The sequence below is a fragment of the Pseudomonas sp. AN3A02 genome, assembly GCF_011765255.1.
Classification (GTDB): Bacteria; Pseudomonadota; Gammaproteobacteria; order Pseudomonadales; family Pseudomonadaceae; genus Aquipseudomonas.
Genome location: NZ_JAARNI010000006.1, coordinates 173,216 through 197,720, shown reverse-complemented (window position 1 = coordinate 197,720; position 24,505 = coordinate 173,216). Strand labels below are relative to the sequence as shown.

Annotated in this window: 20 protein-coding genes and 2 riboswitches; of the genes, 14 read left to right on the top strand and 6 right to left on the bottom strand. The window is 62.4% G+C overall.

What is annotated here, in order from left to right:
- The first annotated feature begins 53 nt into the window (after positions 1-53).
- The 3 genes from HBJ59_RS22335 to nfuA all read left to right on the top strand — a co-directional run bounded on the left by HBJ59_RS22335 (position 54) and on the right by nfuA (position 4,093).
- The gene (locus HBJ59_RS22335) at positions 54-2,345 is read left to right on the top strand and encodes a fatty acid cis/trans isomerase (protein ID WP_167664789.1); all 2,292 of its coding nucleotides are present in this window, start codon (positions 54-56) and stop codon (positions 2,343-2,345) included.
- An 81-nt stretch (positions 2,346-2,426) separates the two neighbouring features.
- Complete coding sequence (locus tag HBJ59_RS22330) at positions 2,427-3,449, top strand: acyltransferase (protein WP_167664788.1); 1,023 nt, start codon at positions 2,427-2,429, stop codon at positions 3,447-3,449.
- 59 nt (positions 3,450-3,508) lie between these two features.
- Positions 3,509-4,093: a Fe-S biogenesis protein NfuA gene (gene nfuA, locus HBJ59_RS22325; protein ID WP_003210817.1), complete on the top strand. Its 585-nt coding sequence runs from the start codon at positions 3,509-3,511 to the stop codon at positions 4,091-4,093.
- Positions 4,094-5,574: 1,481 nt separating this feature from the next.
- Here nfuA and cobM read toward each other — a convergent pair.
- The 5 genes from cobM to fabF form a co-directional block, all read right to left on the bottom strand.
- Positions 5,575-6,321 (bottom strand): precorrin-4 C(11)-methyltransferase, encoded by a 747-nt coding sequence (gene cobM / locus HBJ59_RS22320; RefSeq protein ID WP_167664787.1) that lies wholly within the window; start codon positions 6,319-6,321, stop codon positions 5,575-5,577.
- Positions 6,322-6,404: 83 nt separating this feature from the next.
- Positions 6,405-6,797, bottom strand: a complete 393-nt coding sequence (locus HBJ59_RS22315; protein ID WP_167664786.1) for a cobalamin biosynthesis protein — start codon at positions 6,795-6,797, stop codon at positions 6,405-6,407.
- On the bottom strand, positions 6,794-7,492 hold the full coding sequence (locus HBJ59_RS22310) for a CbtA family protein (RefSeq protein ID WP_076014863.1): 699 nt from the start codon (positions 7,490-7,492) through the stop codon (positions 6,794-6,796). Before HBJ59_RS22310 ends, HBJ59_RS22315 begins: the two co-directional genes overlap by 4 nt.
- A gap of 11 nt (positions 7,493-7,503) precedes the next feature.
- The gene (locus HBJ59_RS22305) at positions 7,504-7,692 is read right to left on the bottom strand and encodes a CbtB-domain containing protein (protein WP_003217883.1); all 189 of its coding nucleotides are present in this window, start codon (positions 7,690-7,692) and stop codon (positions 7,504-7,506) included.
- Between the two features lie 95 nt (positions 7,693-7,787).
- A riboswitch (cobalamin riboswitch) is annotated at positions 7,788-8,004 on the bottom strand.
- 36 nt (positions 8,005-8,040) lie between these two features.
- The gene (gene fabF / locus HBJ59_RS22300; protein ID WP_167664785.1) at positions 8,041-9,309 is read right to left on the bottom strand and encodes a beta-ketoacyl-ACP synthase II; all 1,269 of its coding nucleotides are present in this window, start codon (positions 9,307-9,309) and stop codon (positions 8,041-8,043) included.
- 113 nt (positions 9,310-9,422) lie between these two features.
- Here fabF and HBJ59_RS22295 point away from each other — a divergent pair, with 113 nt between their 5' ends.
- The 5 genes from HBJ59_RS22295 to HBJ59_RS22275 all read left to right on the top strand — a co-directional run bounded on the left by HBJ59_RS22295 (position 9,423) and on the right by HBJ59_RS22275 (position 16,725).
- Positions 9,423-9,941: a helix-turn-helix domain-containing protein gene (locus tag HBJ59_RS22295; RefSeq protein WP_167664784.1), complete on the top strand. Its 519-nt coding sequence runs from the start codon at positions 9,423-9,425 to the stop codon at positions 9,939-9,941.
- Positions 9,938-10,140: riboswitch (cobalamin riboswitch) on the top strand. It overlaps the preceding gene by 4 nt.
- A gap of 92 nt (positions 10,141-10,232) precedes the next feature.
- Entirely contained in the window at positions 10,233-11,294 is a 1,062-nt protein-coding gene (cobW, locus tag HBJ59_RS22290) for a cobalamin biosynthesis protein CobW (protein ID WP_076014860.1), read from the top strand.
- A gap of 3 nt (positions 11,295-11,297) precedes the next feature.
- On the top strand, positions 11,298-15,071 hold the full coding sequence (gene cobN / locus HBJ59_RS22285) for a cobaltochelatase subunit CobN (RefSeq protein ID WP_167664783.1): 3,774 nt from the start codon (positions 11,298-11,300) through the stop codon (positions 15,069-15,071).
- Complete coding sequence (locus HBJ59_RS22280; protein WP_167664782.1) at positions 15,071-16,069, top strand: ATP-binding protein; 999 nt, start codon at positions 15,071-15,073, stop codon at positions 16,067-16,069. Before cobN ends, HBJ59_RS22280 begins: the two co-directional genes overlap by 1 nt.
- Positions 15,994-16,725 (top strand): VWA domain-containing protein, encoded by a 732-nt coding sequence (locus HBJ59_RS22275; protein WP_256670870.1) that lies wholly within the window; start codon positions 15,994-15,996, stop codon positions 16,723-16,725. The genes HBJ59_RS22280 and HBJ59_RS22275 overlap by 76 nt, the downstream gene beginning before the upstream one ends.
- A 38-nt stretch (positions 16,726-16,763) precedes the next feature.
- Here HBJ59_RS22275 and HBJ59_RS22270 read toward each other — a convergent pair whose 3' ends face one another.
- Positions 16,764-17,807, bottom strand: coding sequence for a DUF1853 family protein (locus tag HBJ59_RS22270; RefSeq protein ID WP_076014857.1), 1,044 nt, complete (start codon positions 17,805-17,807; stop codon positions 16,764-16,766).
- Between the two features lie 144 nt (positions 17,808-17,951).
- On the opposite strand from HBJ59_RS22270, the gene HBJ59_RS22265 reads away from it, so the two are divergent.
- The 6 genes from HBJ59_RS22265 to pepN are packed head-to-tail and all read left to right on the top strand — an operon-like array spanning position 17,952 to position 24,459.
- Entirely contained in the window at positions 17,952-18,842 is an 891-nt protein-coding gene (locus HBJ59_RS22265) for an NAD(+) kinase (protein WP_003217892.1), read from the top strand.
- On the top strand, positions 18,839-19,813 hold the full coding sequence (locus HBJ59_RS22260; RefSeq protein ID WP_167664815.1) for a metallophosphoesterase: 975 nt from the start codon (positions 18,839-18,841) through the stop codon (positions 19,811-19,813). The genes HBJ59_RS22265 and HBJ59_RS22260 overlap by 4 nt, the downstream gene beginning before the upstream one ends.
- Entirely contained in the window at positions 19,810-20,685 is an 876-nt protein-coding gene (locus tag HBJ59_RS22255; RefSeq protein WP_167664781.1) for a rhomboid family intramembrane serine protease, read from the top strand. The genes HBJ59_RS22260 and HBJ59_RS22255 overlap by 4 nt, the downstream gene beginning before the upstream one ends.
- A gap of 15 nt (positions 20,686-20,700) precedes the next feature.
- Complete coding sequence (locus HBJ59_RS22250) at positions 20,701-20,961, top strand: YeaC family protein (protein WP_003217900.1); 261 nt, start codon at positions 20,701-20,703, stop codon at positions 20,959-20,961.
- Entirely contained in the window at positions 20,958-21,788 is an 831-nt protein-coding gene (locus HBJ59_RS22245) for a DUF2797 domain-containing protein (protein WP_178124281.1), read from the top strand. Before HBJ59_RS22250 ends, HBJ59_RS22245 begins: the two co-directional genes overlap by 4 nt.
- A 13-nt stretch (positions 21,789-21,801) precedes the next feature.
- The gene (pepN, locus tag HBJ59_RS22240; protein ID WP_167664780.1) at positions 21,802-24,459 is read left to right on the top strand and encodes an aminopeptidase N; all 2,658 of its coding nucleotides are present in this window, start codon (positions 21,802-21,804) and stop codon (positions 24,457-24,459) included.
- The last annotated feature ends 46 nt before the right edge of the window (positions 24,460-24,505 follow it).

Here is a 24,505-nt window from a genome sequence, read left to right as displayed (position 1 = left end):
ATCGGTAGAATCGCCAGGTTTTTCACCGTACGCATCGAACCGGGACCGGGAACATGTCACTTCGCCTCATCGTCAGCGCCGTTTTTGCGCTGGTCGCCAGCACCGCACAGGCAGAAGGTCCCGCTCCGGCGATCTCTTATACCCGTGATATTCAGCCGATCTTCACCGAGAAGTGCGTGGCCTGCCACGCCTGCTATGACTCGGCCTGCCAGCTAAACCTCGGCAGTGCCGAAGGCGCCGCACGTGGCGCGACCAAAGTGCCGGTGTACGACGGCGAACGCAGTCTTGCCAGCCAGCCCACCCGTTTGTTCTATGACGCCTTCGGCAAGGCCGCGTGGCAGCAGAAGGGTTTCTACTCGGTACTCGATGCCCAGGGCAGCCAGGCCGCACTGATGGCGCGCATGCTGGAGCTGGGGCATAACGCACCGTTGCAGCCCAATGCCAAGCTGCCTGACGACATGGTGCTGGGCCTGAACCGCGAAAATACCTGCCCGATGCCGGGCGAGTTCAACGCCTACGCAGGTAGCCATCCCAAGGAAGGCATGCCGCTGGCCGTCACCGGCCTGACCGACCAGCAGTACCCAACCTTGCAACGCTGGCTGGCCTCCGGTGCACCGATCGACGAACAAGGCCTGGCACCGACTGCCCAGGAAGCCCTGCAAGTGCAGCAATGGGAAAACCTGTTCAACCAGCCCGGCGCCCGGGAAAGCCTGGTGGCGCGCTGGTTGTTCGAGCACCTGTTCCTCGCCCATATCTACTTTGAAGGCGGTGAGCCGGGGCATTTCTTCCAGTGGGTGCGTTCGCGCACCCCGAGCGGGCAACCGATCGATCTGATCAACACCCGTCGCCCCAACGACGACCCGGGCACTCAGGTGTACTACCGCCTGTGGCCGGTGCAGGGGGTGATCGTGCACAAGACCCACATCACCTATCCGTTCAGCGCCGAGAAAATGGCCCGCATCAAGTCGCTGTTCTACACCGATGACTGGCAGGTTAACGCCTTGCCGGGCTACGGACCGGGCCGGCGGGCCAACCCGTTTGAGACTTTCGAGGCGATTCCGGTCAAGGCGCGCTACCAGTTCATGCTGGATAACGCCGAATACTTCGTGCGTACCTTTATTCGCGGGCCGGTATGCCGTGGGCAAATCGCCACGGACGTAATCCGCGACAACTTCTGGACCCTGTTCCAGGACCCCGACCACGACCTGTACATCACCGATGCCCGCTACCGCGGCCAGGCCACGCCGTTGCTGGCGATGCCGGGGCAGATTGACGATGTGGGCAGCGTGCTCAGCCTGTGGCTTAAATACCGCGACAAGCGCAACGAATACGAAGCGCTGCGCCGAGACAGCTATGCCGACCTGCCACCGCCGAGCTGGGCGTCCCTGTGGGCGGGCAACGATAACGCCTTGCTGAGCATCTTCCGCCACTTCGACAGCGCCTCGGTGACCAAGGGCTTGATTGGCGAAGTGCCGCAAACCATGTGGTTGTTCGACTACCCGCTGCTGGAGCGCACCTACTACCAGTTGGCAGTGAATTTCGATGTGTTCGGCAACGTTTCCCATCAGGCCCAGACGCGCTTGTATTTCGACCTGATCCGCAACGGCGCCGAGCAGAACTTCCTGCGCTTGATGCCGGCGGATTCGCGAGATGATTTCCTCGACGATTGGTACCAGAACAGTGGCAAGGTCAAGCTGTGGATGGACTATGAAGCCATTGACGATGACAAGCCCACTGGCCTGACGCTCGATGAAAAAGACCCCAAGCGCGACTTCGCCAACCAGTTGCTGGCCCGTTACGGCGACTTGAACGCCAGCCCGGACCCGATTAACCGTTGTATCAGCGCCTATTGCTCACGCCGGGGCATTGATCCTGCGCTGCAGGACGCCGAACAGGCCCTGAGCCGCCTGACCAATCGCCCGGCGGCGGGGCTCAAGGTGATCGACCAGTTGCCGGAAGCGACCCTGCTGCGCATCGAAACCCGTAGCGGCAAACGTGAGATCTACAGCCTGCTGCGCAATCGCGCCCACAGCAACGTGGCCTTCATGCTCGGTGAGGCTTATCGCTATCAGCCCGGCCTGGATACAGTGACTATCTATCCCGGGGTGCTGAGCAGCTATCCGAACTTCATGTTCAACATTCCGGCGCAGCAGGTACCGGAGTTTGTCGCTGCCATGGAGAACGCCAAGGACGCCAATCGCTTCGAGAAGATCGTCGACCGTTGGGGCATTCGCCGCAGCCATCCGCAGTTCTGGCAGTACTTCCACGACCTGTCGCAGTACCTCCACGAAACCACGCCGCTGGAAGAGGGCGTGCTGGACATGAACCGCTACGAGAATCTTTGATCGACCTTTGACCGTCGACGGCTGTCCCAAGCCAGAGGCACCTGAATAATCGGTGTCGAGGGTTGGGAGAGCGGGTCGACGATGTTGATTTCAGTACAGGCACTGCGCGCCCTGGCGGCCTGGACCGTGGTGGGTCATCACTTCATGCAGATTTTCTTTGGCTTCCAGGCCGACTCGGCGCTGGGGCACCTGTTTGTCGACAAGGGCGCGGCGGGCGTGGACGTGTTCTTCGTCATCAGCGGCCTGGTGATCTTCCTCTCCACCGAGAACAAACAGCTGCCGCCCTGGCGATTCCTGCTGTATCGCCTGCTGCGGATCGTCCCGGCGTACTGGTTCTACACGGTGCTGATGGCGCTGCTGGTGGTGTTTGCCCGTCCGGTGTTGCCGGACCAGAGCGTCGATGCGGCTCATGTGTTGATGTCCTTGCTGTTTATACCTTCCGAAAACCCCGGTGGTTATGGGGTGTACCCGACCTTGAATGTCGGCTGGACCCTGAACTACGAAATGCTCTTCTATCTGCTGTTTGCCTGGGCGCTGCTGTTTCGCCGGCAGTGGCGGGTGCTGGTGGTGGGCGCGTTGTTGTTCGCGGTGTGCCAGGCGTGGACGTCGTTTGGCTGGATCAGCGATTTCTATCGTTCGGACATCGTGTACGAGTTCTTGCTGGGGATTGGCATCGGCATGCTGTACCGCAAGGGCTGGATTCGCCCCGGCCTGTGGCTGCCGCTGGCGGGTATTGCCGGTGCGCTGTTGGCGATTTATCACTGGCCGGCATCGCCGCGGGCCCTGACCTGGGGCTTGCCGAGTGCGGTGCTGGTGGTGGCCTGTATTTCGATGGAACGCTATTTCGAGCGCAGCCGCCTGCTCAAGGTGATGGGGGACTGTTCCTATTCGGTCTATCTGATGCACGTGCTGGTGCTGTCTGCCGGTGGTTTTATCGCCCAGCGTTATGGGGTGAATGCCTACGTGATGCTCGGCGTGTGCGTGGTGCTGATCGCCCTTGGGTCGCTGGCCAGCTATCACTGGCTGGAAAAGGGCAGTTATCGTCGGCTCAAAGGCTGGTTCGATGGCGACGAACGGTTGGTGCTTTCCCGACAAAAATACTAGGACTTTGTACCTCGGTAATAATTTGGCGTAAACTGCCGGCAAGCCTGCGAGGAGTTTCCATGACCGCTATTACCATTACCGACGCCGCCCACGATTACCTGGCTGATCTGCTGTCGAAGCAGAACACCCCGGGCATCGGGATTCGCGTCTTTATCACCCAGCCCGGCACCCAGTACGCAGAGACGTGCATTGCCTACTGCAAGCCGGGAGAAGAAAAACCTGAAGATACGGCGTTGGGGCTGAAAAGCTTCACGGCGTATATCGATGCATTCAGCGAAGCGTTCCTTGACGATGCGGTGGTTGATTACGCCACTGATCGTATGGGTGGCCAACTGACCATCAAGGCGCCGAACGCCAAGGTACCGAACGTTAATGCGGATAGCCCGATTAACGAGCGCATCAACTATTACCTGCAGACCGAGATTAATCCCGGGCTGGCCAGCCACGGTGGTCAGGTGAGCCTGATTGATGTGGTTGATGATGGTATTGCTGTGTTGAAGTTTGGTGGCGGTTGCCAGGGCTGTGGCCAGGCGGACGTGACCTTGCGTGAGGGGATTGAGCGTACGCTGCTTGAGCGGGTTCCGGAGCTCAAGGGTGTGCGGGATGTGACTGACCATACGCAGAAAGAAAACGCCTACTACTAAGGGTGTTCGCTGCGGATGTGGAGAAACGGCGCCTCGTGAGCGCCGTTTTTTTTTGCTTTTTATTCAGTGGGTTGCGTGGTGTTTGTGAGGTTTTAGGTTAGGTGCATTGTGTACATATCCGTTGCTGCGGTAACGGCTGCTTATGGTTCCGCTCTTACAGCGGGTCACTTTTGGCAAACGCCCGGAATGCCGGCCCAGCCAAAAGTAACCAAAAGGTCTTTGCCCCACCACTCGGTGCCTCGCTTAGGCTCGGCATGCCCGCACTCCGGCCCGATTCCGCGGGCCGCCGCGACGGGCCATCCATGGCCCGGCGCGGCTAAATCGGCTTCCCTGCCGATTTACCCGCTCCACCGTGCCTACTTGCGGCCATCGTGGTTGACGGGGCCCGCAGATCAAGATCAAAAGCAGATCAAAAGCAAGAGCACAGCGGCCTACAGGCCGGCTTGCTTCTCTGTAGGAGCGAGCTTGCTCGCGAAAAACCTGAGACCGCCGCGTTCATCCAGAATGCCAGCGTCATCGTTAACGACCTTCGCGAGCAAGCCCGCTCCCACATTTGGACCGTGCCCGCTTTAGCTTTTGATTCTGCTGTTGCTGTTGCTTCACCACACTCAAGCCGGCCTGTAGGCTGCTGTGCTGTTGATCTGCTTTTGATCTCGATCTTGATCTTAGGCGCCCCGCCCACAGGCCGGCTTGAGTGTTAAAAGCAAAAGCAAAGCTGCTTTCCTGTAGGAGCGAGCTTGCTCGCGAAAAACCTGAGACCGCCGCGTTCATCCAGAATGCCAGCGTCATCGTTAACGACCTTCGCGAGCAAGCCCGCTCCCACATTTGGACCGTGCCCGCTTTAGCTTTTGATTCTGCTGTTGCTGTTGCTTCACCACACTCAAGCCGGCCTGTAGGCTGCTGTGCTGTTGATCTGCTTTTGATCTCGATCTTGATCTTAGGCGCCCCGCCCACAGGCCGGCTTGAGTGTTAAAAGCAAAAGCAAAGCTGCTTTCCTGTAGGAGCGAGCTTGCTCGCGAAAAACCTGAGAACGCCGCGTTCATCCAGAATGCCCACGTAATCGTTAACGACCTTCGCGAGCAAGCCCGCTCCCACATTTGGACCGTGCCCACTTTAGCTTCTGATTTTGCTGTTGCTGTTGCTTCACCACACTCAAGCCGGCCTGTAGGCCGCTGTGCCCTTGATCTGCTTTTGATCTTGATCTTAGGCGCCCCGTTAAACCACGCTGGCCGAACGTAGGCAGTACGGAGCGGGTAAACCGGCAGGACGCCGGTTTAGCCGCGACGGGGCAGGGACGCCCCGTCGCGGCGGCCCGCTTCGTGCTGCCGGAGTGCGGGCACACCGAGCCCAAGCGAGGTGCCGAGTGGTGGGGCAAGAGCGTTTTGCTTACTTTTGCGCTTTTCAAAAGTGAGCCGCTGTAAGAGCGGAACCAATATCAGCCATCACCTAAATAACGGATATGTACACCACCACTAACACCCTCAGGGCCGATACAAATGCGCATGCCCCGCACGATACAACGACGACTCACCAAAACTGTCACTGGCCAAAACCCGACCCACCACAATCAACGCCGTACGCCGAAACCCCTTGGCCGCCACCTTCCCGGCAATATCCGCCAGCGTACCAATGGCCCAATCCTGATCCGGCCAGGTCGCCCGATGCACCACCGCAATCGGACAATCCTCCCCATAGTGAGGCACCAACTCAGCCACGATCTTCTCCAGATGACTCACCCCCAGGTGAATCGCCATGGTCGTCCCATGCTGCGCCAAACTACTGAACGCCTCACCCTCAGGCATCGCCGTCTTATCCGCATACCGCGTCAAAATCACACTCTGAGCGATGTCCGGCAACGTCAGCTCAGCCTCCAACAACGCCGCACACGCCGCCACCGCCGTAACCCCGGGAATGATCTGAAACCCAATCCCCAACTCCCGCAAAAGCCGAATCTGCTCCCCAATCGCCCCGTACAAACTCGGATCCCCGGAATGCACCCGAGCCACATCCTGGCCTTTCTCATGGGCCGTCTTGATCAGCCCAATGATCTGCTCCAGATGCAACTCCGCACTGTTAACCACCAGATCCGCCTGATGCCCCTCAAGCACCGCCGCCGGCACCAGCGAACCGGCGTAGATAATCACCGGGCAACTGCGAATCAGCCGCTGCCCCTTGACGGTGATCAGTTCCGGGTCGCCTGGGCCTGCGCCGATGAAAAAGACAGTCATGGATTCATTCCTGTGAAAAAAAGCACGCGAGCAGCCCTCCAGATGAAGATTGCTCATGATCAAAGCTGACGATTATCGGGAATTCAGCCGGCGCAAGCCAATGCAAAGGTGGCCTGGGCGGTTTTTTTGCGGGCGATCAGCAGAGTAGCAGGGCCTTGGGACAGGTGTTCTGCGAGGGCCAGGGCGGCACTTTCCGCGATGCCGTAGCAGCCGGTATGAGCAAAAACCGTCTCGGACTTATGGCTCAGTCGATCTTCATAGGGCGCCAATTGCGCCGCACTGAAAAACGTCAACGGCAACTTCAGAACCTGAGCCAGTGCCAGCAACCCCGGCTCATCCTGTTTGCGATCAAGACTGGCCAGCGCAGTGATGCGCTGGCGCTCAATGCCACCCTCGGCGAGGGCGGCATTGAACAGGTCAAGCAGGGCGTCGACAGAACAGCCCCGCTGGCACCCCAGGCCCACCGCCAGGATCATGCCGAATACTGACCATCACGGTTACGGCGAAACAGCCAGGCACTGATCAGCCCCAGCGCCAGCCAGAAGGCAACGTTGGTCAACTGCGAGGCAATCTTGAACTGAGCTTCCAGGGCTTCCGGCGCCAGCATCGAGTGGACTTCCGGCTGTGGTGCGCCAATCACATGAGGTACCGCCAGGATCGCCACGCCCAGGACTTTCAGCAGCCAGTTGCGACCGAATACGATCAGCGCGATACCGGCAGCGGTGGAGCCGGCGGTGCCGATCCACCAGATTTGCCGTTGCGCCAGGTCTGCAGCCGCAGTGCCCGGCAATTCAGGCGGCAAGCCCAGGGTCGGCGCCAACACAAAGGTGGCGTAACCGGCCAGGCCCCACAGCAGGCCTTGGGCCGTTCGGGTCGGTGCACGCAGGGTGTACAGGCCGGCAAGCATCAGGGCAAAACCCACGGCAACCACAAGGTTACCGCCCGTGGTCGACAGCACACGCTGCCAGCCATCTTCCGGTTCCCAGGCTTCGGCGTCGTGGGTGTGGGCCGCAGCGCCGGCATGCTCATGCACTTCGGTGGCCGCGGGAGCCTTTTCGAAGGTTTCCGCCTGCAGAATCAGCGGGGCGACCCAGAAGCTTTGCAGCAAGGTCAGCAGCAAGGCGGCCAGAAGACCGGTGAAACCTGCGGTTTGGGCAATACGCTTGATCATGTCGGCAGGTCTCAGTGGCACGGGAACGCGGCGCTGTGGCGGGTATCGTGGGCGGCGTTGTGCACCGCCTCGATGTGCGAGAAACCGGCGAAATACACCAGGCACGCGCCGAGGATCGACGCACCAATGGCGGCGGTCAGGCGTTGGCTCAGGGTGGCAGTGGTGCTGGCGGTAGAGGCGGTGCTGCTGATGATCGACATGGCGCGTCCCTTCTGGGTTTCAGGGTGCACGAGCGCATGAAAACCCCGCGAGCCAGGCACGCAGGGTTCTGAACAGCGCCCGCCCACCGCGGGTTTGTTATCTGAATTTTTCGGGCCGGTCTCCGGGCTTGCGAGGGGCCTGGGCCTTGAAAACATCACCTTCCCATGCCGTACAGACACAGTGGATTTGATGTTTCACTCGCTTACCGTTGCGGGGGCAGCACCGGACTCGTCACGCCCTTGAGTAAAGGAACATGACTCACCGGTTTCCCGTTTCACCCTGTGAAGGGCACCCGAAACAAGATGTGTAGGAGAGCATGGGCGGGCGATGGGCGTCAAATCGCCGCGTTAACCCCAGCGTTTGAACAACACACTGGCATTCACGCCACCAAAGCCAAATCCATTGGATATCGCGTATTCAATCGGTAACGGCCGGGCTTGGCCTCGGACCATATCCAGCCCTTCGGCAGCGGGGTCCGGGTTGTCCAGGTTGAGGGTGGCCGGGGCAATCTGGTCGCGCAGGGCGAGCACAGTGAAGATCGCCTCGATCCCGCCCGCGGCGCCCAACAGATGGCCGGTCGCCGACTTGGTGGCGCTGATCGCGACGCTGGCATTTGCACCGAACAGCGTATTGATCGCCGCCAGCTCGCCGTTGTCACCTACGGGGGTCGACGTGGCATGGGCGTTCAAGTGCTGGATCTGTGCGGCGCTGATCCCAGCTTGCGCAATCGCGAGCTCCATTGCCCGGCGTGCACCTGAGCCATCTTCCGGCCCCGAGGTCATGTGATAGGCGTCGGCACTGGTGCCATAGCCCACCAGTTCCGCGATGGGCGTGGCGCCGCGAGCCAGCGCATGCTCCAGCTCCTCGATGACCAACAGCCCGGCACCTTCGCCCATCACAAACCCGTCGCGGCCTTGATCGAACGGACGCGAGGCCAGTGCCGGCGTGTCGTTGTAATCGCTGGACAGCGCACGCGCCGCAGCGAAACCGCCGAGGCTGACCCGGTGGATGCAGGCTTCGGCGCCGCCACACACGGCGATGTCGATTTCCCCTGCGCGGATCATCCGCGCGGCATCACCAATCGCCTGTACGCCGGCGGCGCAAGCAGTGACGGGGGAGCCCAGCGGACCTTTCAGATGATGCTGGATCGACACGTGCCCGGCCGCCATGTTGCCGAGGAATGACGGAATCGTGAACGGCGACAGGCGGCGCGGCCCTTTGCTGTCAGCCGTTCGGACGGCCTCGGCAATCGCCGGAAACCCACCCACGCCGGAAGCGATAATGGTCGCAGTACGTTCCTGCTGCGCTGCCGTTTGCGGACTCCAGCCGGCCTGCGCCAGGGCTTCCTGGGCGGCGGCCAGGGCAAACACGATAAACCGGTCCATCTTGCGCTGCTCTTTCGCCGGGATGACAGTGTCCGGGTCAAAGCCGGCTTCAGGGTCTTGGTTACGGTCCAACACCTGGCCGCCGATGCTGATTGCCAGGTCGCCGACCAATGCCTCGGGTAGCCTGCGGATCCCGGATTCACCGGCCAGCAGGCGTTTCCAGGTCTGTTCCACGCCGGTTCCCAGCGGGGTCACTGCGCCCATGCCGGTCACAACAATTCGCTTACTCATGATCGCTTAGCTCCGCAAATTTCAGGTTGGTAGCATTGCATGGACGAAGCTATCATTATGAAAGTAACATCCGATAGCTTAAATTTCCGGGGCCGCCCCATAGAGGAACTGCAATGCAACGTAAGTCGCTGGTGAATGCCGAATGCCCGGTAGCCCGTGGAGTGGAACGGGTAGGTGAGTGGTGGAGCATCCTGATCATGCGCGACGCGCTGCAGGGCCTGCGCCGTTTTGATGAGTTTTCCCAGAGCCTGGGCATCGCTCCGAACATGCTGACTCGCCGGCTCAACAGCCTGGTGGACGCGGGGCTGTTGGAGCGCCGGCAATACAGCGAGCGGCCGCCACGTTTCGAGTACGTGCCGACGCCGGTCGGCGAGGATTTCCGGGTGGTGATCATGGCGTTCGTCGGTTGGGGCAACCGCCATTTCGCCAACGAAGGTGAAAGCCTGCAATTGGTCGACCGGGAAACCCGGCGCCCGGTGGAAGTGGCGGTGGTGGATGCCGACGGCGCGCGCGTGTCCGTCGAGCAATGCAGCGTTCAAGCCGGGCCTGCCGCCAGCGAGGGCATGCTGGAGCGCCTGGCGCTGCTTCGCGCCAAACGCTCGGACATTGACCCGTCCCTGCGCACTGCGTAGCCTTGCACCTTCGAGGTTCTTCGGTCCAGGCCGAAGCTAAGAAGGGAACGCGGTCAATGCCGCGGCTGCCCCCGCAACTGTAAAGGGTTTATCTGACTGCCACGCCACTGCCTGAACAAGGCGGGAAGGCGCAGCCAGCGCCGGCCTCACCGCCGGCAAGCCCCAAGCCAGGAGACCTGCCTCGCAACCGATTTTCTACTTCAACCGGGCGGGGTGATCCGGTGGCGAATTCTGCTTCTGCGCACCCGCGCAGGGCCACTCGTCCCGTATGCCCGCCCCAAAGGGCATCCGATGAAAACACTGGCCAAACTCCCCGTCACCATCGTTACCGGCTTCCTCGGCTCGGGCAAGACCACCTTGCTGCGTCACATGCTGGACAACGCCCAGGGGCGCCGCATCGCGGTGATCGTCAACGAGTTCGGCGAGCTGGGCATTGACGGTGAAATCCTCAAGCAATGCTCCATCGGCTGCACTGAAGAAGAAGCCAACGGCCGCGTCTACGAATTGGCCAATGGCTGCCTGTGCTGCACGGTCCAGGAAGAGTTCTTCCCGGTCATGCGCGAACTGGTGGCCCGTCGCGGCGACCTCGACCATATCCTGATCGAAACCTCCGGCCTGGCCCTGCCAAAACCCTTGGTCCAGGCGTTCCAGTGGCCGGAAATCCGCAGCGCCTGCACCGTTGACGCCGTGATCACCGTGGTCGACAGCCCGGCCGTGGCCGCCGGCACTTTCGCGGCCTTCCCGGACCAGGTCGACGCCCAGCGCAAACTCGACCCGAACCTGGACCACGAATCCCCACTGCACGAGCTGTTCGCCGACCAACTGGCCAGCGCCGACCTGGTGATCCTCAACAAGTCCGACCTGATCAGCCCTGAAGACCTGGCCCGCGTGCGCCTGGAAGTGGCAGAAGAGCTGCCGCCAGCGGTCAAAATCATCGAAGCCAGCAGCGGTCGCCTGCCGCTGGACGTGCTGATTGGCCTCGGTGCGGGCTCCGAAGAACACATCGACAGTCGCCACAGCCATCACGATCATCACCACGAAGGTGAAGACGACCACGATCACGACGCCTTCGATTCCATCTCCATCGAACTGCCCCAGGCCGACGAAAGCCTGCTGCTGGACGCCCTGACCCAACTGGTGGTCAAGCACGGCATCCTGCGGGTCAAGGGTTTTGCGGCGATCCCGAACAAACCGATGCGCCTGCTGATCCAGGGCGTGGGCACGCGTTTCGACAAGCACTTCGACCGCGCCTGGCGCGCCGATGAGCCGCGCGCCACGCACCTGGTGCTGATCGGCCAGGAACTGGACGCCGCCTTGCTCGAAGCGCAACTGCGCGCCGCCCTCAGCGTTTAACCCATGCACCTGCTCAGGACCCAGCCCGGCGGTTTCGTTTCGGATGACAACATCGCCGACCTTGGACAGACTCCCGCCGAGCTGGTGATCCTGTGCAGCGGTGATTCCAGCCTGGCGCTGCTGGCCGAAGCGGCCCAGCAGCTGCCCGAGGATTACCCGAGCCTGCGCCTGGCCAACCCGATGCAGGTGCAGAACCATGCTTCGGTCGACCTGTATGTGGATGAGGTACTGCGCCACGCCAAGGTCATCCTGATTTCGCTGCACGGCGGCATCGGTTATTGGCGCTACGGTATCGAGCGCCTGGTGGAATTGGCCGAGCGCGGCGTGCAGCTGATTCTGGTGCCGGGGGACGACCGCCCGGACCCGGAACTCAGCGGCCTCAGCACCGTGGGTGCCGAGGCGCGTGACCGGCTCTGGCACTTCCTGCGCCAGGGCGGCTTGGGTAATGCGCTGGATTTCTATCGTTGCCTGGCGGCCAGCTACCTTGACCGCGATTACGCCTGGGACGAGCCGCAAACCTTGCCGCGTACGGCGATTTATCACCCGCACAAAGCCAATGCCCGTCTCAACGATTGGCAGGCCGACTGGCAAGCTGATTTTCCGGTGGCGGCGGTGCTGTTCTACCGCTCGCATTTGCAGGCGGCCAACACCGGCTTTATCGATGTGTTTTGCCAGCGCTTGCAGGCGGCGGGTCTTAACCCGTTGCCGATGGCGGTGGCCAGTTTGAAAGAGCCCGGCTGCCTGACGGTGGTCGAGGACTTGCTGGACGAGGTGCACGCCGCGGTGATTCTGAACACCACCGGATTTGCCCAATCCAGCCCCGAAGCCCCGCACCTGCGGCCGTTTCGCCGCAATATTCCGGTGATCCAGGCGATTTGCGCCCAAGACAACGAGCCCGGCTGGCAGGCCAGCGAGCAAGGCCTCGGCCCACGGGACCTGGCGATGCACATCGCGTTGCCGGAGCTGGACGGGCGCATCATCAGCCGGCCCATCAGCTTCAAGGACCTGGCCTGGCGCAGCGAGCGCAGCCAGTCGGATGTGGTGTGCTATCGCGCGCAGCCGGAACGCATGGACTTCGTCGCCGAACTGGCGCGGCGTTGGGTCGAACTGGCGCGGGTACCGAATGGCGAAAAACGTATCGCGCTGATCCTCGCCAACTACCCGACCCGGGACGGGCGTATCGGCAATGGTGTGGGGCTCGACACGCCAGCCGCTGCGCTGAACATCTTGCGCGCATTAAAGACTGAAGGTTATCCGCTGCCGGACGTCCTGCCGGAAAGCGGCACGGCGCTGATTCAGGAACTGTTGGGCGGTGTCAGCAACGACCTGGACAGCCTCGACCTGCGTCCGTGTCACCAAAGCCTGGCGCTCGACGACTACGAAGCGATGTTCAACTGCTTGCCCGAGTCCAACCGCCAAGCGGTTTTGGCACGCTGGGGCACACCCCACACCGATCCGATGTTCCGCGACGGCCGCATGATGATCGCCGGCCTGCGTTTCGGCCTGACCTTCGTCGGCATCCAGCCGGCCCGGGGTTACCAGGTCGACGCCAGTGCGGTCTACCACGACCCGGACCTGGTGCCGCCCCATGGCTACCTGGCGTTCTACTTCTGGTTGCGCCAGACCTACGGCGCCCACGGCGTGATCCACGTTGGCAAGCACGGTAACCTGGAGTGGCTGCCGGGCAAGGGTGTCGGGCTTTCCGAAAACTGCTGGCCGGACGCATTGCTGGGGCCGCTGCCGAATATCTACCCGTTTATCGTCAACGACCCGGGCGAGGGCGCCCAGGCCAAGCGCCGCACCCAGGCGGTGATCATCGATCACCTGATGCCGCCGCTGACCCGCGCCGAAACCTATGGGCCGTTGCGCGACCTGGAGCTGCTGGCCGACGAGTATTACGAGGCACAACTGCTCGACCCACGACGTGCCCGCGAGCTGCAAAAGGACATCCTCAAGCTGGTGCGGGAAACCCGTATCGACCAGGAACTGGCCCTGGACGAAAACCTCAACAGCGATGCCGACGCGGCGATCTGGTTGCCGCGCCTGGACACTTACCTGTGTGACTTGAAGGAGTCGCAGATTCGCGATGGCCTGCACATCTTTGGTGAGTCGCCCGAGGGCCGTTTGCGCATCGACACCTTACTGGCCTTGCTGCGCATTCCGCGTGGCGACGGCCGTGGGCCGCAATCGAGTCTGCTGCGGGTATTGGCCAAGGCTTTTGAGCTGGGCTTCGACCCGCTGGACTGCGCCCTGGCCGAGCCGTGGACCGGGCGCCGGCCATTGGTGCTGCAGAAGATCGACGCGCAATTGTGGCGTACCGCCGGCGACACCCGTGAACGCCTGGAGTTGTACGCCGCACGCCTGATCGAGCAGGCGCTGGAAGGTGCCGTGGAACAGCTTGAAGAGCCCGGCTGGGAAGACGTCAAGTCGGTGATCGAGAGCCTGCGCATCGTCGTCGCGCCGCGCCTGGATGCTTGCGGCCCGGCGGAAATGCGCGGGTTGCTGGATGCACTGAGCGGGCGCTTCGTCCCGGCCGGGCCCAGCGGTGCGCCGAGCCGGGGCCGCCTGGACGTGTTGCCTACCGGTCGTAACTTTTTCTCGGTGGATGTGCGCAATCTGCCAACCACCACCGCCTGGCGCATCGGCTTCCAGTCGGCGAACCTGATTCTTGAGCGTCACCTGCAAGACCATGGCGATCACTTGCGCCAACTCGGCCTGTCGGTGTGGGGCACCGCCACCATGCGCACCGGCGGCGACGACATTGCCCAGGCCATGGCGCTGATGGGTGTGCGCCCGGTGTGGGCCACGGGCAGCCAGCGGGTGGATGACTTTGAAATCCTGCCGATCAGTCTGCTGGACCGGCCGCGCGTCGACGTGACCTTGCGCGTGTCGGGGTTCTTCCGCGATGCGTTCGCCAACCTGATCCGGCTGTTCGACGCGGCGGTGCAAGCCGTGGCGGCGCTGGACGAGCCCGACGACCTGAACCCCCTGGCCGCCAAGGTGCGCAGCGAGCGCGAAGCGTTGCGCCTGTCGGGCCTGGACGAGGAAGCGGCGGCGAAGCAGGCCGGCTGGCGGATCTTCGGTGCCAAGCCCGGTGCCTACGGTGCCGGCGTGCAGGGCGCGATTGACGGGCGCTTGTGGCAGAGCCGCGAAGACCTGGCCGAGGTCTACCTGAACTGGGGCGGCTACGCCTATGGCGGCTCCGACGAAGGCACCGCCGCCCGCGAACAGTTTGCCCAGCGCTTGAGCCAGGTGCAGGCGGTGTTGCAGAACCAGGACAACCGCGAGCACGACTTGCTCGACTCGAATGACTACTACCAATTCCAGGGCGGCATGCTCGCTGCCGTGGAAACCCTGAGCGGCGACAAGGCCGCCAGCTATCATGGTGACCACAGCCAGCCGGACCTGCCGAAGATCCGCACGCTGAAGGAAGAGTTGAACCGGGTGATTCGTGCCCGGGCGGCCAATCCGAAGTGGATCGAAGGGGTAAAGCGCCACGGCTACAAAGGCGCGTTCGAGATGGCCGCGACCGTGGACAATCTGTTCGCGTTCGACGCCACCACGGCGCTGATCGACGATCATCAATACGCGTTGCTGGCGGACGCCTATTTGCTGGACCCGGACACTCGGGCCTTTGTGCAGCAGCACAACCCGGATGCCCTGCGGGACATGACCGAACGCATGCTCGAAGCCCAGCAGCGCGGCATGTGGCAGGAACCCGGGGCGTACCGCGAGGCGTTGGAAAACCTGTTGTTGGATATAGAAGAAGGCAGTTGATGACCGATCTCCCGCATTTCCCGCTGTCCGCCGTTGTCGGCGCCGACGACTTGAAACTGGCCCTGTGCCTGACCGCCATCGACCCGAAAATCGGCGGCGTGCTGATTGAAGGTCCGCGCGGCATGGCCAAGTCCACCCTGGCCCGTGGCTTGGCAGACCTGCTCGCCAGCGGTCAGTTCGTCACGCTGCCGTTGGGCGCTACCGAAGAGCGTCTGGTGGGCACCCTCGACCTGGACGCGGCGCTCGGCGAAGGCCGCGCACAGTTTTGCCCCGGCGTACTGGCCAAGGCCGACGGCGGCGTGCTCTACGTCGACGAAGTCAATTTATTGCCCGACCATCTGGTGGACCTGCTGCTGGACGTGGCCGCCAGCGGTACCAACCTCATCGAGCGCGACGGGATTTCTCACCGGCATTCGGCGCGCTTCGTGCTGATCGGCACCATGAACCCGGAAGAAGGCGAGTTGCGCCCGCAATTGCTCGACCGGTTTGGCTTCAACGTGGCGTTGAGCGGGCACACCCAGCCGGCCGAGCGTGGGCAGATCATCCGTCGTCGGTTGGATTTTGACAGCGACCCTCAGGGTTTCTGCGGGCAATGGGCCGACCAGCAGGCCGCGTTGCGTGAGCGCTGCACAGAGGCGCGGGCGTTGCTGGAGAGCATCCCGTTGGATGACCAGGCGCTGGCGCAGATCACCGAACGTTGTTTTGCTGCGGGCGTCGATGGCTTGCGCGCCGACCTGGTCTGGCTGCGCGGCGCCCGTGCCCATGCCGCCTGGCGTGGTGCGACGGCCATCGGCGAGGAAGATATCGAAGCCGTTGCGGAATTTGCCCTGCGTCACCGGCGCCAGGAGCAATCACCGCCTGCTACTCCGCCTGCAGGCGGTCAATCACCCAAGCCCAATGATTCAACAGAAGGCCAGGGCCAATGGGGCGACATGCCCGCGCCTGCGCTGGCGACGGGTGCTCGCCGGGACGTGCCCACCTGGCCAAAAAAGCCCTAGGCATCCGCCCCAGGCCTAAAGCGGGGGCGGATGCACGGCCCAAGGCGGGTCGACTGGACAAGGGCAGGCGAGGGCCGGCGCGCAGCGCGGCCGAAGGTTCGATCAACTGGCCGGGCACCTTGCTCAGCGGGCGGCCGCAACGCCGTGAAGATCTGCTGTATCAATTGCGCAGCCGCACGCCCCATGAACTGTGGCTGGTGATTGTGGATGCTTCGGCGTCCACCCGGCGGCATCAGGCGCTGAGTGATGCCAAGGGTTTGCTGGCCCAACTGTTTGACGACGCCTACCGGCAACGGGCGCGCATGGCGTTGCTCACCGCGAGTGGACAGTCGCCAAAGTGGCAGGTGCAGGGATTAAAGGCGGCAAAAGGGCTTGGTCATTGGCTTGATGGCCTCGGTGCAGGCGGCGGCACGCCGTTACTGGCAGCGCTGAGCGAAGCGGGGCATTGGTTGTTGGCTCGTCGTAAGCGTTACCCGGTGGAGCAGCAGCGCTTGCTGGTGATTACCGATGGGCGACTGAAAGATGTGGCAGGGCTGCCGCAGCTGGACTGCCCAGGATTGCTGGTGGACATCGAGCGCGGCCCGATCCGCTTGGGGCGCGCGAAAGCGTTGGCTGCCGGGCTGCAAGTGGATTATCGGCACATCGATCACCTTTAATAACCCCCCGTAAATTCGTCCGTAGCAGCTGTTGAGCTTCAGCGAGGCTGCGTCGGGCGCGACTCGGAGATGGGGGATGACTCGGCAACGGTGGTGCTGCCGACGCAGCCTCGCTGGCGCTCGACAGCTGCTACGGGGGTGCCGGGTACGTTCGGCCACAGATCGGCCACCAGGAACAGCCGTTCGGCTTCTTCCCATTCTCCTTCGCTGTTTTCCACCAGGCGCACCAGCAATTGCGCGGGCGCCATGGGGTCCAGTTCGGTGAGCCAATCTCGCATCCGGGCCGCATCCCAAGCTTCATCCGCCGGGTAGTGCGCCGGTGCCAGCCACGCGTGGCGGGGTAGCGGTTGCCAGCGACCGGCGGGGCTTTGCTCGATAAACCGTGACCAATCGCGCTGATGCAGCCAGCGGCCATTCAGGTGCTGCGGATGCGCGCCCACCGGCGCTTGCGCCATGCCGGGCCATGGGTAGAGCAAATACCCGCCCAGCCATAGATGCGCGTCAAATCTCTGGATATCCAACGCCGCCAGTATTTCGCGGCTTTCCGGCCGGGCGGAAATCGGCAATTGATGCTGCGCCAGATGAGCCAGCTTGCGGTCAAGCCGGTCATGACAGCCCGGGCCCAGCCATTGCGCGGTGTCCCGGCCGTCGCCGTCCTGGGGCCCGAGATAAAGTTTGATCGCCAGTTCCAGGTGGTGCACGCCGTCACGGTCGCGCAGCAGCATGTCCAGCTCGCCCAGGGTGTGCCCGGCCTGGCGGATCGGCAGGTTGGCCGCGAGCAATTCCACGCCCGGCGCATGCTGCACGGCGAATTGCCATAGTCGTTCGTAATACAGGCCCAGCCGACGGGTACGTGCCTGGCTCAGCCAATGCAGCAAGGCGCTGCTGTCCTGGTCCAGCTGGCGCAGCCAGTGTTCCAGCAAATGCGGGGCCTGCACCCAATCGCTGCCGGTCAGCGGGTGGCGTTGCGGCCAGGGTGTCTGCTCAAGCATCGGCGGGGCGAGCATCACCCACGCGAGGTCCCGCACCTCGGGGTGACGCAGTTGGCGGGGCAGGTGCTGTAAATCAGTGAACAGAGTCATGGTCCGAGCATAGCCTTTTACAGCCGGGAAGGGGGCTGAGAACCGTTGTCGTCTGGGGTTTGCGGCGACAAAGGATTTTGTGTAACGCCGGCTTTCGCCCATAATCGTTCTTTTTTGCCAGAACCCGAACCCCGCAGGAGCCCCATGGAGCAATTTCGCAATATCGGCATTATCGGTCGCCTGGGCAGTACCCAGGTGCTGGACACCGTCCGCCGGCTGAAAAAGTTTCTGCTCGAGCGCCACCTGCATGTGATCCTCGAAGACACCATCGCTGAAATCCTCCCGGGCCACGGCCTGCAAACCTCGTCGCGCAAGATGCTCGGCGAAGTCTGCGACATGGTGATCGTGGTGGGCGGCGACGGCAGCCTGTTGGGCGCCGCCCGTGCGCTGGCGCGGCATAACGTGCCGGTGCTGGGGATCAACCGCGGGAGCCTGGGGTTCCTCACCGATATTCGCCCTGACGAGCTGGAAGTCGAAGTGGCCAAGGTGCTGGACGGCCATTACCTGGTGGAAAACCGCTTCCTGCTGCAAGCCGAAGTGCGCCGTCACGGCGAAGCCATCGGCCAGGGCGACGCCCTTAATGATGTGGTGCTGCACCCCGGCAAATCGACGCGGATGATCGAGTTCGAGTTGTACATCGACGGCCAGTTCGTGTGCAGCCAGAAGGCCGACGGCCTGATCGTCGCCACGCCTACCGGGTCTACGGCCTACGCGCTGTCTGCCGGCGGGCCGATCATGCATCCCAAGCTGGATGCCATTGTGATCGTGCCGATGTACCCCCATATGTTGTCCAGCAGACCTATCGTGGTCGACGGCAACAGTGAGTTGAAAATCGTGGTGTCCAAAGACATGCAGATCTACCCGCAAGTCTCCTGCGACGGGCAGAACCATTTCACCTGCGCCCCCGGTGACACCATCACCGTGAGCAAAAAGGCGCAGAAGTTGCGGTTGATCCACCCGCTGGACCACAACTACTACGAAGTGTGCCGCACCAAGCTGGGCTGGGGCAGCCGCTTGGGGGGTGGAGGCGACTGATGCTCGATCCCGCGCGTAGCTACGACCTGATTGGTGACGTGCACGGTTGCGCTCATACCCTTGAGCACTTGCTCGACCGGTTGGGTTACCACAAGCAGGGCGGTACCTGGCGGCATCCGTCGCGAATGGCTGTGTTCCTCGGCGATATCATCGACCGTGGCCCGCGCATTCGCGAGGCGCTGCACATCGTCCACGACATGACCGAAGCCGGCCAGGCGCTGTGCATCATGGGCAACCATGAGTTCAACGCGCTGGGCTGGAGCACGCCGGCGCCCCCGGGCAGCGGCAAGCAGTTCGTGCGTGAGCACACGCCACGTCATGCGCGGTTGATCCATGAAACCCTGACCCAGTTCGAACAGCACCCGGCGGACTGGCACGACTTCCTCGGCTGGTTCTACGACATGCCGCTGTTTGTCGATGCCGGACGGTTCCGCGTGGTGCACGCCTGCTGGGACAACGGCTTTATCGAACCCCTGCGCGCGCATTTCCCGGACGGCTGCATCGACCAGCACTTCCTGCAAGCCGCCGCCGTGCCCGGCAGTTTCGCCAGCAACGCCTTCGACCGCCTGCTGCGCGGCACCGACATGCGCCTGCCGGACGGCCTGACCCTGACCGGCGGCGACGGGCTGACGCGCTCGTTTTTTCGCACCAAGTTCTGGGAAGACGACCCGAAAACCTACGGCGACATCGTGTTCCAGCCTGATGCGCTGCCGGAACCGGTGGCAGCCACGCCGCTGTCGTCCACCGAGAAAAATTCCCTGCTGCGCTACGGCGTCGACGAGCCGTTGCTGTTCGTCGGCCATTACTGGCGCAGCGGTAAACCGGCGCCGATCCGTCCGAACCTGGCCTGCCTGGACTACAGCGCAGTGCTGTATGGCAAGTTGGTGGCTTACCGACTGGATCAGGAAACCCGCCTGGACCCGCGTAAATTTGTTTGGGTCGATGTCGAGCGCCCTGAGGTTATTAAATGAGTACCGTGGCTGTATTACGCCTGCCGCTGGCGGTGGATTTGAGTGGTTTCGTCACGCTGCTGCAACGCATGCAGGTGCCCCATCGCGTCAGCGAAGAAGCCGGGGAGCAAGTGCTGTGGGTGCCCGATTCCATCAGCGAAGACGTGAAGGTCTTGTACCAGCGTTTTCCAGCTGGTGACCCGGACCAGCAACTGGATATTCCGGCACAGGCGGCGACGGTCAAGCGTCCGGGGTTTGTCCAGCAGTTGCGCCACAGCCCGGTGACCGGACTTATCCTGCTGCTGAGCATCATCGTCGGCGCCGTCACGCTGTTGGGTGAAAACCTGCAAGCCATGAGCTGGCTGACGTTCCTGCCGTTCAGTGTGTCGGGTGAGTACCTGCACTTCACGCCGCTGGCCGACAGTCTCGCATCGGGGCAGTGGTGGCGGTTGGTCACGCCGATGCTGATCCACTTCGGCATCCTGCACCTGGCCATGAACGGCATGTGGTACTGGGAACTGGGGCGGCGCATCGAGCTGCGCCAGGGCAGCATCAACCTGCTGGGCCTGACCCTGTTGTTCAGCCTGGTGTCGAACTACGCTCAATACTCTTTTGGTGGTCCCGGCCTGTTTGGCGGGTTGTCCGGGGTGCTGTACGGCTTGCTCGGGCATTGCTGGATCTATCAATTATTGTCGCCGAACCCGGCGTATCGCCTGCCTCGCGGGGTGTTGGTGATGATGCTGGTGTGGCTGGTGCTGTGCCTGTCGGGCCTGGTTTCGATGATCGGTTTCGGCGAAATCGCCAACGCGGCCCACGTGGGCGGCCTGGTGATGGGTTGCCTGACCGGTTTGTTGGGTGGCTTGTACAGTCGCCGCAAAATGTCTCCTATTTAGTTAAGGAAGAGTCTTATGTCCTCTTTTGTCGAAATGATCGAAAACATCACCCCGGACATCTACGAGAGCCTCAAGCTCGCCGTGGAAATCGGCAAGTGGTCCGATGGCCGCAAGCTCACCGCCGAGCAGCGTGAACTGTCGTTGCAGGCGGTAATCGCCTGGGAACTGCAGAACCTGCCGGAAGACCAGCGCACCGGCTACATGGGCCCGCAGGAATGCGCCTCGAAGTCGGCGCCGGTGCCGAACATCCTGTTCAAGTCGGATGCCATCCATTGATTGAGATTGGCCGTGGTGCAGTCAGCAAGATGTCGGCGCAGTTGGGTGAGCCGACCGTTCAATACGCGTTTCGTCTGGGCGACATCGAGGTGCCGGTCAACCCGTTGATCGGCACCACCGTGCGCCTGGAATACCTCGGTGCGATCCATTGCACCCATTGCGGTCGCAAGACCAAGACCAGTTTCAGCCAGGGTTACTGCTACCCGTGCATGACCAAACTGGCCCAGTGCGACCTGTGCATCATGAGCCCCGAGCGTTGCCATTACGACGCAGGCACTTGCCGCGATCCGGCCTGGGGTGAAAAATTCTGCATGACCGATCACGTGGTTTACCTGGCGAATTCGTCGGGGATCAAGGTCGGCATTACCCGCGCCAGCCAGCTGCCTACCCGCTGGCTGGACCAGGGCGCAAGCCAGGCGCTGCCGATCATGCGGGTTGCCACGCGCCAGCAGTCGGGCTTCGTCGAAGATCTGTTCCGCAGCCAGGTGGCCGACAAGACCAACTGGCGCGCGCTGCTCAAGGGCGACGCCCAGACGGTAAATCTTGCGCAGGTGCGGGACGAACTGTTCGCCAGCTGTGCCGAGGGTTTGCTCGGTTTGCAGGAACGCTTTGGCTTGCAAGCCATCCAACCGGTGACCGACATCGAACCGATCGAAATCCGTTACCCGATCGAGCAGTATCCGACCAAGATTGTCAGCTTCAACCTGGACAAGAACCCGATTGCCGAAGGCACGCTGATGGGGATCAAGGGCCAATACCTGATCTTCGACACCGGCGTGATCAACATTCGTAAATACACGGCCTACCAGCTCGCCGTGCATCAGTAGAAGGACGACAGACATGCGCACCGAACAGCCGAAGATGATTTACCTGAAGGACTATCAGGCGCCGGACTACCTGATCGACGAGACGCACCTGACCTTCGAGTTGTTCGAGGACCATAGCCTGGTCCACGCGCAGTTGGTGATGCGCCGCAACCCCGAGCGCGGCACCGGCCTGCCGCCGCTGGTGCTCGACGGGCAGCAGTTGGAGCTGGTGTCGGTAAACCTGGCCGACCAGGAACTGACCGAGGCCGATTACCAGTTGAGCGACAGCCACCTGACCGTGCACCCCACCAGCGCAACCTTCACCCTCGACACCACGGTGAAGATCCACCCGGAAACCAACACCGCCCTGGAAGGCCTGTACAAATCCGGTGGCATGTTCTGCACACAGTGCGAGGCCGAAGGTTTCCGCAAGATCACTTATTACCTCGACCGCCCGGACGTGATGAGCGTGTTCACCACCACGGTGATCGCCGAGCAACACAGCTACCCGGTGTTGCTGTCCAACGGCAACCCGATTGCTTCCGGCCCTGGCGAAGACGGCCGGCACTGGGCGACCTGGGAAGACCCGTTCAAGAAACCGGCTTACCTGTTCGCACTGGTGGCCGGTGATTTGTGGTGCGTCGAAGACACCTTCACCACAATGACCGAGCGCACCGTGGCGCTGCGTATCTATGTCGAGCCGGAAAACATCGACAAGTGCCAGCACGCCATGAACAGCTTGAAGAAGTCCATGCGCTGGGACGAAGAAGCCTATGGCCGTGAGTACGACCTCGATATCTTCATGATCGTCGCGGTCAACGACTTCAACATGGGCGCGATGGAGAACAAGGGCCTCAACATCTTCAACTCCAGCGCCGTGCTGGCCCGCGCCGAAACCGCTACCGACGCCGCGCACCAGCGTGTCGAGGCGATTGTCGCCCACGAGTACTTCCACAACTGGTCGGGCAACCGCGTGACCTGCCGCGACTGGTTCCAGCTGTCGCTGAAGGAAGGCTTCACGGTGTTCCGTGATTCGCAGTTCTCTGCCGACATGAACTCGGCGACGGTCAAGCGTATCCAGGACGTCGCCTACCTGCGCACGCACCAGTTCGCCGAAGATGCTGGGCCGATGGCCCACGCGGTACGCCCGGACGGCTTTATCGAAATCTCCAACTTCTACACCCTGACCGTGTACGAAAAGGGCTCGGAAGTGGTTCGCATGATCCAGACCTTGCTCGGCGCCGAAGGCTTCCGCAAGGGCAGCGACCTGTACTTCGAACGCCACGACGGCCAGGCTGTGACCTGCGACGACTTTATCAAGGCCATGGAAGACGCCAACGGCGCCGACCTGACCCAGTTCAAGCGCTGGTACAGCCAAGCCGGTACACCACGCCTGGCGGTGAGCGAGTCCTACGACGCGGCGGCTAAAACCTACAGCCTGAGCTTCCGTCAAAGCTGCCCGGAAACCCCGGACAAAGTAGAGAAACTGCCGTTCGTGATTCCGGTTGAACTGGGCCTGCTGGACGGCAAGGGCGCGGGTATCGCCTTGCGCCTGGCCGGTGAAGCTGCGGCGGGCGCCACGTCCCGGGTGATCTCGGTGACCGAAGCCGAGCAGACCTTTACCTTTGTCGACATTGCCGAACATCCGCTGCCGTCTCTGCTGCGTGGCTTCTCGGCGCCGGTGAAGCTGAGCTTCCCGTACAACCGCGACCAGTTGATGTTCCTGATGCAGCACGACAGCGATGGTTTCAATCGCTGGGACGCCGGCCAGCAGCTGTCGGTGCAGGTGTTGCAGGAGCTGATCGGCCAGCATCAGCAGGGCAAGGCGCTGGTATTGGATCAACGCCTGATCACTGCGCTGCGCACTGTGCTCAGCGACCAGAGCCTGGACCAGGCGATGGTTGCCGAGATGCTCTCGCTGCCGAGCGAAGCCTACCTGACTGAAATCAGCGAAGTGGCGGATGTCGACGCCATCCACGCGGCCCGCGAGTTCGCCCGCAAGCAATTGGCCGATAACCTGTTCGAAGGTTTGTGGCTGCGCTACCAGGCCAATCGCGACCTGTCGAAGAAAACCCCGTACGTCGCCGAGGCGGAACACTTTGCCCGTCGCGCCTTGCAGAACATCGCGCTGTCTTACCTGATGCTCAGCGGCAAGCCGGAAGTGTTGGCGGCAACCCTTGAGCAGTTCGACGCGTGCGACAACATGACCGAGCGCCTGACGGCGTTGGCGGTGTTGGTCAACTCGCCGTTCGAAGAAGAGAAGGCCAAGGCCCTCGCGGTGTTTGCCGAGAACTTCAAGGACAACCCGCTGGTCATGGACCAGTGGTTCAGCGTGCAGGCGGGCAGTGGTTTGCCGGGCGCGCTGGAGCGGGTCAAGACGTTGATGCAGCACCCGGCGTTCAACATCAAGAACCCGAACAAGGTGCGCGCACTGGTAGGTGCGTTTGCCGGACAGAACCTGATCAACTTCCACGCGGCGGATGGTTCCGGTTATCAGTTCCTGGCGGATTTGGTGATCCAGTTGAATGGCTTCAACCCGCAGATTGCGTCGCGGCAGTTGGCGCCGTTGACCCGCTGGCGCAAGTACGACAGCGCGCGGCAGGCGCTGATGAAAGGTGAACTGGAGCGGATTCGCGCTTCGGGCGAGCTGTCCAGCGATGTGTTTGAGGTGGTGAGCAAAAGCCTTGCGTAGCTGAGGCTGAGTACTGCATCTGTGGCGAGGGAGCTTGCTCCCGCTG